Below are 7,093 nucleotides of genomic sequence, written 5' to 3' on the forward strand. Positions count from 1 at the left end.
CAGTAGACTGGCAATTTAAGGTTGACGATGCGCGTACTAAATTAAAGCACCTATATCCTGTGATTATTACAGATTAAAATGTTCCAGGGTACTAGTATCTCCATTTCTGCAAATTATCCTACATGACTTACTGGAAGGGACATGACGCAATATCTGCTCCTCCATTACATGTTTGGCCTCACTGCCCAGAACAACTATACAGCAGGATTTCTTGTTCGTGTTTGCAATTTGAAGTTCGCCAATAATTTCAAATACTGATTCTGAATACCCGAGGATTATCGAGTGATTCTTTTCAATGATTCTTGCGCTTCCACGCTGAAAATCATCAAGCCGATTTGCCAGTCCGGTATTTAGGATAGAAATCAATGTGCTTGTTATAAATATCCCACCAAGGGTACTTAGTGCCGCGACCACAATTAAACCCACACTTCCTTCAACGCTAGCTAGATTACCTGGATCAAGTGTGAGTGTGAATGATTTCCAGACAGCAAAAGGTAATGAGTCGTCTGCCCAAGCGCGTTCAACTACTATCACGGCGATTCCTGCAATTACTATAAGTACCAATGTAATAATTGACAATAAAAAAATCAGCGAAACGGTTCCTTTAGACATCAGCAGGTCAATCTTGTATCCTATCCGATCTTTTATTCTTTTAATATTCATACAAAACCCCTCTCACCATACACATACTATGTGCAACTCTATTTAGTTCAACCGAATTGAATGTATTCATCAGGTAGTTTATTCTGCTGATACTTCCAAATTTTATTAGCGTTATTGTTATGGCTAAATCGGATGGGTATTAGATTATTGCATGGCATTAACATTAATTTGTTCTCTAACCTTTATGGATTGATTTGGCCTATATTTGACGATTTAACCACATCACATCATATAGTAGCTAGTTACAAACTAAATATACATCATAACTATAACATACTGACACAACATTGAACATTAATTATCAGAATGTTAGTCGCAACGATAGATATTGTAATTGGAGAGATACTATTGTTGGAGCAGGTCATAAGCGTAATAAAAATAACTGTTTACAACGTAACAATGTTATGTTACACTACCCTTGAGAGGTGAGGACGATGGAAGAACTCATATCAAAGAAGGAGTTGTTGGAGCTTACCGGGATCTCCTATGGACAGTTATACAGGTGGAAGAGGAAGAATCTGATTCCTGAGGACTGGTTCATCAAGAAGTCGAGCTATACAGGCCAGGAGACTTTCTTTCAGAAGGACAGGATACTGGAGAGGGTAAAGCAGATCATGGAGATGAAGGATGATGTGTCACTTGATGACCTGGCTGAGAGATTCTCTCCCAGCATGCCTGAGGAGATGGTTATCAGCGGGGAAGACATTGCGTTACGGAACATTGTTTCAAGAGATATACTGGCATTGTACACCAATATGTATCCAGGTAAGAAGGAATTCACATTCCAGGACCTGCTATACATGGAGATGGTGTCTGAGCTGATTGAGAAAAGGAACCTTTCCCTTGAGGATGCGGAGAAGGCTATCAGGATAGTGTCAGAGAACTATGGGGAGCTGAAGGATAAGGACCCTGCCATAAGCATATTCAGGAAGCTGGGTGTGACAATGGTATTCCTTCACAGGTCTGACGGATACCTTAAGGCTGATGTTGATGCTGTTGTTTCTGGCTACAGCCTAAGGACAGCTGTAGAGAACCTCAAGCACAAGCTTGGGTAGGAGGGATTGAAATGGATGAGAGAGACCTAATAATGACGGGGGCTTCAGTAGTCTCCGGCGGCAGATTCAGGAATGTGAAGATTTCGGGTGCAGGAAGCGTGACATCCCCTATCCATGCTGAGACTGTGAACATCACCGGTGGGGTCAAGATAGACGGCAGCGTTGAGAGCAGGGAGATAAGGATTACCGGCGGGGTGAAGATCGCAGGAGACGTCACTGGTGACGAGATCATCATCAGTGGCGGAGTATCAATAGACGGCAGCATCAGGGGAGAGAAGATGGATCTTGCTGGTGGCACCAAGATACGAGGTGCGCTGAAGGGTACTGACGTCAGGATAAGTGGTGAGTCCACAATAGGCCTCGACATGGAGTGCGAGACTCTGACAGTCCATGGAGGGATATTCTGCGGAGGTACAGTCAACTGCGGAACCTGCGACATAGACCTTGCAGGTGAGTCAGAGATCAAGGAGCTTGTCGGTGGAAGGATCACTGTAGTCAACAAGGGAAGGGACAGGGGCGGATTCAACCTTAGCTTCAGGAAACTCAAAATAGTGACATCGGGAGACTCTGTCCTCAGGGTACAGACCATAGAGGGAGACAAGGTAGAGCTTGAGAATACAATAGCCGAAGTTGTCCGGGGTGGCGATGTCTCCATAGGGAGAGGCTGCAGGATAGGACGTGTTGAGCATACAGGCACCATCTGGGTATCCCAGGATTCGAAGGTTGATGAGGTAATCCACTGATGGCTAAGAAGAGCATGCTTTCAAAGGATAAGAAGGAAAGGATGATCTCAGAGATCAGGACCTATTTCCTGTCTGAGAGGGAAGAGGAGCTGGGCGACCTTGCCGCAGCTCTTCTTCTCGACTTCATCGAGGAAAAGCTTGGACCTGAGTTCTACAACCAGGGTCTCATGGATTCGTATATCCTCATGAAGGACAGGGTGGAGGACATAATGTCCCTTGAGAAGCCTTAGGCAGCAATCCTTTCTATAGATATGGAGATGGTATATAATCAGGGGAGAGAAATGAATCGGAGGTATTGGGATGAAGACGAACATGAACCAGACAAATACCCTCACGAAGCTTACTGAGATCAAAGGAAATTCACTGTTCCAGGTGCTGGAGTTCGATGAGCTCAGAGGTGGGAAGGATGTAAGGACCGCTTTCATGCTTTCGTTCATGAGGCAGGCCGGGATAAAGCTGAGGCAGCTAAGGATAGTTCTTTCTTCAAGTGGAGCATACATAGAGTCAGGAAGGCTGAGCTTCATGAGGGGACCGATTGAGGTAAGCTCAAATACTGGCGGTCTGTTTTCATTCTCGAAGCAGCTTATTACATCGAAGATAACAGGTGAGAACCTGGTAAGGCCTCTGTTCAAAGGAACAGGGGAGCTTCTGCTTGAGCCATCTTTCGGTCACATTGCGCTTCTTGAGCTTGAGAACGAGAGTGTCATAATAGATGATACGTTGTTTTTCGCTGCAGAGCAGCAGGTGGAGATGTCCACCACAACTGTGAAGACTGTTTCCGGTGCTCTTCTGGGTAATGAAGGCTTCTTCCAGACAAAGCTGTCAGGAACAGGAATAGTAGCTTTGGAGCTTCCTGTCCCAGAACAGGAGATATTCAAGTACAAGCTTGTCAACGACACACTGAAAGTTGATGGCAACTTTGCTATACTAAGGACAGGCACCATTGAGTTCTCAGTTGAGAAGACTACCAAATCCCTTATGGGGTCTGCCCTGTCAGGAGAAGGCTTCATGAACGTGTTCAAGGGAACAGGTGAGGTCTGGCTCATGCCAACCAAGTCCGTTTACGACGAGCTTCTGAAGACCATGGACAATCCTCTGATGAGGCCCCACGCGGAGCATGTGGCTGAGGGTAAGGACGGCAAGGAAGGTAAGGCCTGACGGACTTCACTTTGGTATAGGTTTGAGACAGGTTTTATGTTAAAATACTGATGATACACTCTGGGCGCCGGAGGTGCCCGGGGTTTTTTTACGGAATCAATATGAAAAAGGATGGTAACATATGGCAAGAATGTTCGGTACTGACGGTGTAAGGGGACTCGCAAACAGTGAGCTGACACCACTTATGGCTTTCGAGCTTGGAAGGGCTGGAGCGCATGTACTTACTGAGGGTGCCCACAGGCCAAAGATACTTGTGGCTAAGGATACCAGGATTTCAGGGGATATGCTGGAAAGTGCACTCATAGCGGGAATACTGTCTGTTGGTGCGGAGGCTGTATCACTTGGAGTAGTGCCTACGCCTGCAGTTGCACTTCTCGTCAGGAACTATAATGCGGATGCTGGAGTAATGATCTCAGCTTCGCATAACCCGGTGGAATACAATGGAATCAAGTTCTTCAACGGCCAGGGCTACAAGCTTTCTGATGAGCTTGAGGACAGGATACAGGCTGTAATTGAAGGCGGCTTTGAAGGTGTTCCTTCACCTACCGGCAAGAATGTGGGAAGGGTAATTTATGAGAACAGGGCTACAGCTGACTATGTGAGCTATGCCATGAGCACTCTCAAGCAGGACCTTTCAGGACTGAAGGTAGCCCTTGACTGCGCTAACGGAGCCAGCTACCAGTCTGCTGTTTCAGCATTCAGGAAGCTCAATGCCGAAGTCTATGTCATAAACGATGATCCGGATGGCCTCAACATAAACAAGAACTGCGGATCAACCCATCCTGAAGAGCTCATGAAGTATGTTGTCGACAAGGGCTGTGACCTTGGTCTTGCCTTCGATGGCGATGCTGACAGATGTCTTGCGGTTGACGAGAAGGGAAACCTCATAGACGGGGACTTCATAATGCTGATATCGGCTCTCCACATGAAGGAGATGGGACAGCTCAAGGATGATACACTTGTTGTGACGGTAATGAGCAATCTTGGTCTTATGATCGCGGCGAGGGAAAGAGGTCTCAAGCTCGAAATCACCAAGGTCGGTGACAGGTATGTCCTTGAGAACATGGTGGAGAACGGATACTCAATCGGCGGTGAGCAGTCAGGCCATGTCATATTCAGGGACTACAATACAACAGGTGACGGACTCGTCACGGGCCTTCAGCTTGCAGGTATAGTGAAGTACACAGGAAAGACACTCAGCGAGCTTGCTTCTGTCATGAAGATAATGCCGCAGGTGCTTGTCAACGTGAAGGTGCCATCTGAATTCAAGTGCATCCATGTCGAGGATAAGGATATTGCCGCTGAGATAGCAGCGATCGAAGAGAAGCTCAACGGCAAGGGAAGGGTGCTCATAAGACCTTCAGGCACTGAGCCTCTTGTAAGGATAATGCTCGAGGGTGAGGTCCAGGAAGAGATTGATGCCTATGCCCACAGGATCGCTGACATGATCAAGGCGAGAATAGCGAGATAGTATACATTGGGGTCCGGATTTTTCCGGACTTCTTTTCGTTATCCAATGTATTCCTTTACACGCAATGTGATAGAATTAACTTAGAGAAATGTGGAGGTGTCATTATGGATGGCTACAGGATAGTTAATGAACCGGATGAGGGGAAGTTCTTTGTAGTGACTGAGTCGGGTGAGAGATTGGGAGAGATGGAATATATCCTTAAGGACGGATTGATTACTGTGCTCCACACAAACCTTGAACCTGTGCTTCAGGGCACCGGAATGGGCCAGAAGCTTGTCGATAACGTTGCTGATTTTGCCAGGGATAACAACTTCAAGGTCAATGCCAGCTGCTTTTATGCAAGGAAGGTCCTTGCAAAGCATGCTGACAGATATGCCGACATACTGGGACCTGAGGTTGAGGCTACACTATAGTAAAAATATAAAAAACTGATTTAACGGGGAGGGCGAAATGTTAAAGAGAAAGATTGGAAGAACTGAGCTCATTGTAAGTCCTGTGGGACTTGGAACAAATGCAGTCGGAGGACATAACATATACAACTATATGACTGACGATGGAGGAAGAAGGATCTTAAGGGCTGCATTTGACTGCGGTATGGATTTTCTAGATACCGCATACTGGTATGGACTTGGAAGGTCTGAAGAGCTGATAAGCGATGTACTTGGTGAGTACAGGAACAGGAATGACATTGTCTTAGCAACCAAGGCAGCCCACAGGTTTGAGGAAGGAAAAGTAGTCATGGACAATTCAGTCGAGTTCATGGTCAAATCTGTCTACGACAGCATGGCAAGGTTAGGGACTGACTACATCGACCTTTTCTATGTCCATTATCCTGACAATGACACACCCAAGTATGAGACGATAGGAGCACTCAAGGAGCTCAAGGACAAGGGCATCATCAAGGCCATAGGAGTATCCAACTTCAGTATGGAACAGCTGGAGGAGGCCAACAGGGACGGCTACATAGACGTCATACAGGGCCATTACAACCTACTTAAGAGGGATGCTGAGAAGGACCTTATTCCCTACTGCAGGGAGAAGGGAATATCCTTCGTTCCATACTATCCTCTCGCTTCAGGTTTCCTTACCGGCAAGTTCAACAGGTACTCTACCTTCATGGATTCCAGGACCAACAATCCGCTGTTCAAGGGCAAGGCTTTCCTTGAGAACCTTGAGAAAGTGGAGAAGCTGAAGGTAATGGCAAAGCAGCTTGATGTTGCGCCTCAAAACCTGGCTCTTGCCTGGTACCTTGCACAGGATAGTATTGATGCTGTGATTCCAGGAGCAAAGAACGTGAAGCAGGTAATGTCCAACTGCGACGCAATGACTCTGAGGTTGTCGGACTCGGAAATTGCAGCCATTGACGAGATGTTCAGGTAAACAAAAAAGAGAAATTTGGATTATAAACAAAAAGCACTTCAGCGCGAAGTGCTTTTTGTTTAGAGCATATCAAAGGACATCTTCCTTTTGGGTGACGGAAAATGGACAGCAAGCATATCCATGTCCTCAGGTGAAAGCACGATATCCACAGAAGCGGCATTCAGAAGAACATGCTGTAGACTTGAAGCCTTAGGAATGGCACAGACTCCTTCTTTTGAAAGGACGAAAGCAAGCATCAGCTGCTCCGTAGTTATGCCATATTTTGATGAGATTTCCATAACACTGGTCTCTTCAGCTATCAATTTCCTGGTATGCCTGTCATGAGCCATGGGACAGTAAGCCATGGTTGCTATCCCGTTTGATTCCATGAATGGCAGCAGGTCATATTCTATACCCCTCGAGCCCAGGTTATATAATTTATTAGGAAAGAATTGTTGAGGGGAAAAGAAAAGGCCATCAGATGCAGTACAGCATCGATGACCCGATACAATTTTTCCTATTGGACGAAATCGCGAGACCAGCCACGATACTATGGGGATTCAATCATACCCATCGCCTCGTGAACCGGACTAAAGAGGTACCACAATGAACCTGAAGCCCTTAATTTTGATGGAATTTGGAAT

Annotated in this window: 9 protein-coding genes; 7 read left to right on the forward strand and 2 right to left on the reverse strand. The window is 46.2% G+C overall.

Annotated elements, in window-relative coordinates; genetic code table 11:
- Positions 1-66 precede the first annotated feature (66 nt).
- On the reverse strand, positions 67-663 hold the full coding sequence (locus T472_RS02630) for a hypothetical protein (protein ID WP_023863290.1): 597 nt from the start codon (positions 661-663) through the stop codon (positions 67-69).
- 434 nt (positions 664-1,097) lie between these two features.
- On the opposite strand from T472_RS02630, the gene T472_RS02635 reads away from it, so the two are divergent.
- The 7 genes from T472_RS02635 (at position 1,098) to T472_RS02665 (ending at position 6,470) form a co-directional block, all read left to right on the forward strand.
- Positions 1,098-1,718, forward strand: coding sequence for a DUF4004 family protein (locus T472_RS02635; RefSeq protein ID WP_023386556.1), 621 nt, complete (start codon positions 1,098-1,100; stop codon positions 1,716-1,718).
- An 11-nt stretch (positions 1,719-1,729) separates the two neighbouring features.
- Positions 1,730-2,461: a bactofilin family protein gene (locus T472_RS02640; RefSeq protein ID WP_023386554.1), complete on the forward strand. Its 732-nt coding sequence runs from the start codon at positions 1,730-1,732 to the stop codon at positions 2,459-2,461.
- Complete coding sequence (locus tag T472_RS02645) at positions 2,461-2,691, forward strand: DUF2164 domain-containing protein (protein WP_023386552.1); 231 nt, start codon at positions 2,461-2,463, stop codon at positions 2,689-2,691. The genes T472_RS02640 and T472_RS02645 overlap by 1 nt, the downstream gene beginning before the upstream one ends.
- A 70-nt stretch (positions 2,692-2,761) precedes the next feature.
- Positions 2,762-3,619 carry an AIM24 family protein gene (locus T472_RS02650; protein WP_023386548.1) on the forward strand — a complete coding sequence of 286 codons (858 nt, stop codon included), beginning with the start codon at positions 2,762-2,764 and terminating at the stop codon, positions 3,617-3,619.
- A 121-nt stretch (positions 3,620-3,740) separates the two neighbouring features.
- On the forward strand, positions 3,741-5,090 hold the full coding sequence (glmM, locus tag T472_RS02655) for a phosphoglucosamine mutase (protein WP_023386546.1): 1,350 nt from the start codon (positions 3,741-3,743) through the stop codon (positions 5,088-5,090).
- A 104-nt stretch (positions 5,091-5,194) separates the two neighbouring features.
- Positions 5,195-5,503, forward strand: coding sequence for a GNAT family N-acetyltransferase (locus T472_RS02660; RefSeq protein WP_023386544.1), 309 nt, complete (start codon positions 5,195-5,197; stop codon positions 5,501-5,503).
- Positions 5,504-5,540: 37 nt separating this feature from the next.
- Positions 5,541-6,470, forward strand: coding sequence for an aldo/keto reductase (locus T472_RS02665; RefSeq protein ID WP_023386542.1), 930 nt, complete (start codon positions 5,541-5,543; stop codon positions 6,468-6,470).
- A 59-nt stretch (positions 6,471-6,529) separates the two neighbouring features.
- Here the strand turns inward: T472_RS02665 and T472_RS20185 are convergent, their stop codons facing one another.
- A complete protein-coding gene (locus T472_RS20185) occupies positions 6,530-7,009 on the reverse strand; it encodes an aldo/keto reductase (protein ID WP_082447525.1) in 480 nt (159 codons plus the stop codon).
- Between the last annotated feature and the right edge of the window lie 84 nt (positions 7,010-7,093).

The organism is Youngiibacter fragilis 232.1 (genome assembly GCF_000495435.3).
Classification (GTDB): domain Bacteria; phylum Bacillota; class Clostridia; order Clostridiales; family Clostridiaceae; genus Youngiibacter; species Youngiibacter fragilis.

Excerpts from the sequence above, each read along its gene's own strand:
- T472_RS02645 (WP_023386552.1), top strand. The coding sequence starts at position 2,461 with ATGGCTAAGAAGAGCATGCTTTCAAAGGATAAGAAGGAAAGGATGATC.
- T472_RS02665 (WP_023386542.1), top strand. The coding sequence starts at position 5,541 with ATGTTAAAGAGAAAGATTGGAAGAACTGAGCTCATTGTAAGTCCTGTG.
- T472_RS02635 (WP_023386556.1), top strand. The coding sequence starts at position 1,098 with ATGGAAGAACTCATATCAAAGAAGGAGTTGTTGGAGCTTACCGGGATC.
- T472_RS02640 (WP_023386554.1), top strand. The coding sequence starts at position 1,730 with ATGGATGAGAGAGACCTAATAATGACGGGGGCTTCAGTAGTCTCCGGC.
- T472_RS02630 (WP_023863290.1), bottom strand. The coding sequence starts at position 663 with ATGAATATTAAAAGAATAAAAGATCGGATAGGATACAAGATTGACCTG.
- glmM (WP_023386546.1), top strand. The coding sequence starts at position 3,741 with ATGGCAAGAATGTTCGGTACTGACGGTGTAAGGGGACTCGCAAACAGT.
- T472_RS02660 (WP_023386544.1), top strand. The coding sequence starts at position 5,195 with ATGGATGGCTACAGGATAGTTAATGAACCGGATGAGGGGAAGTTCTTT.
- T472_RS02650 (WP_023386548.1), top strand. The coding sequence starts at position 2,762 with ATGAAGACGAACATGAACCAGACAAATACCCTCACGAAGCTTACTGAG.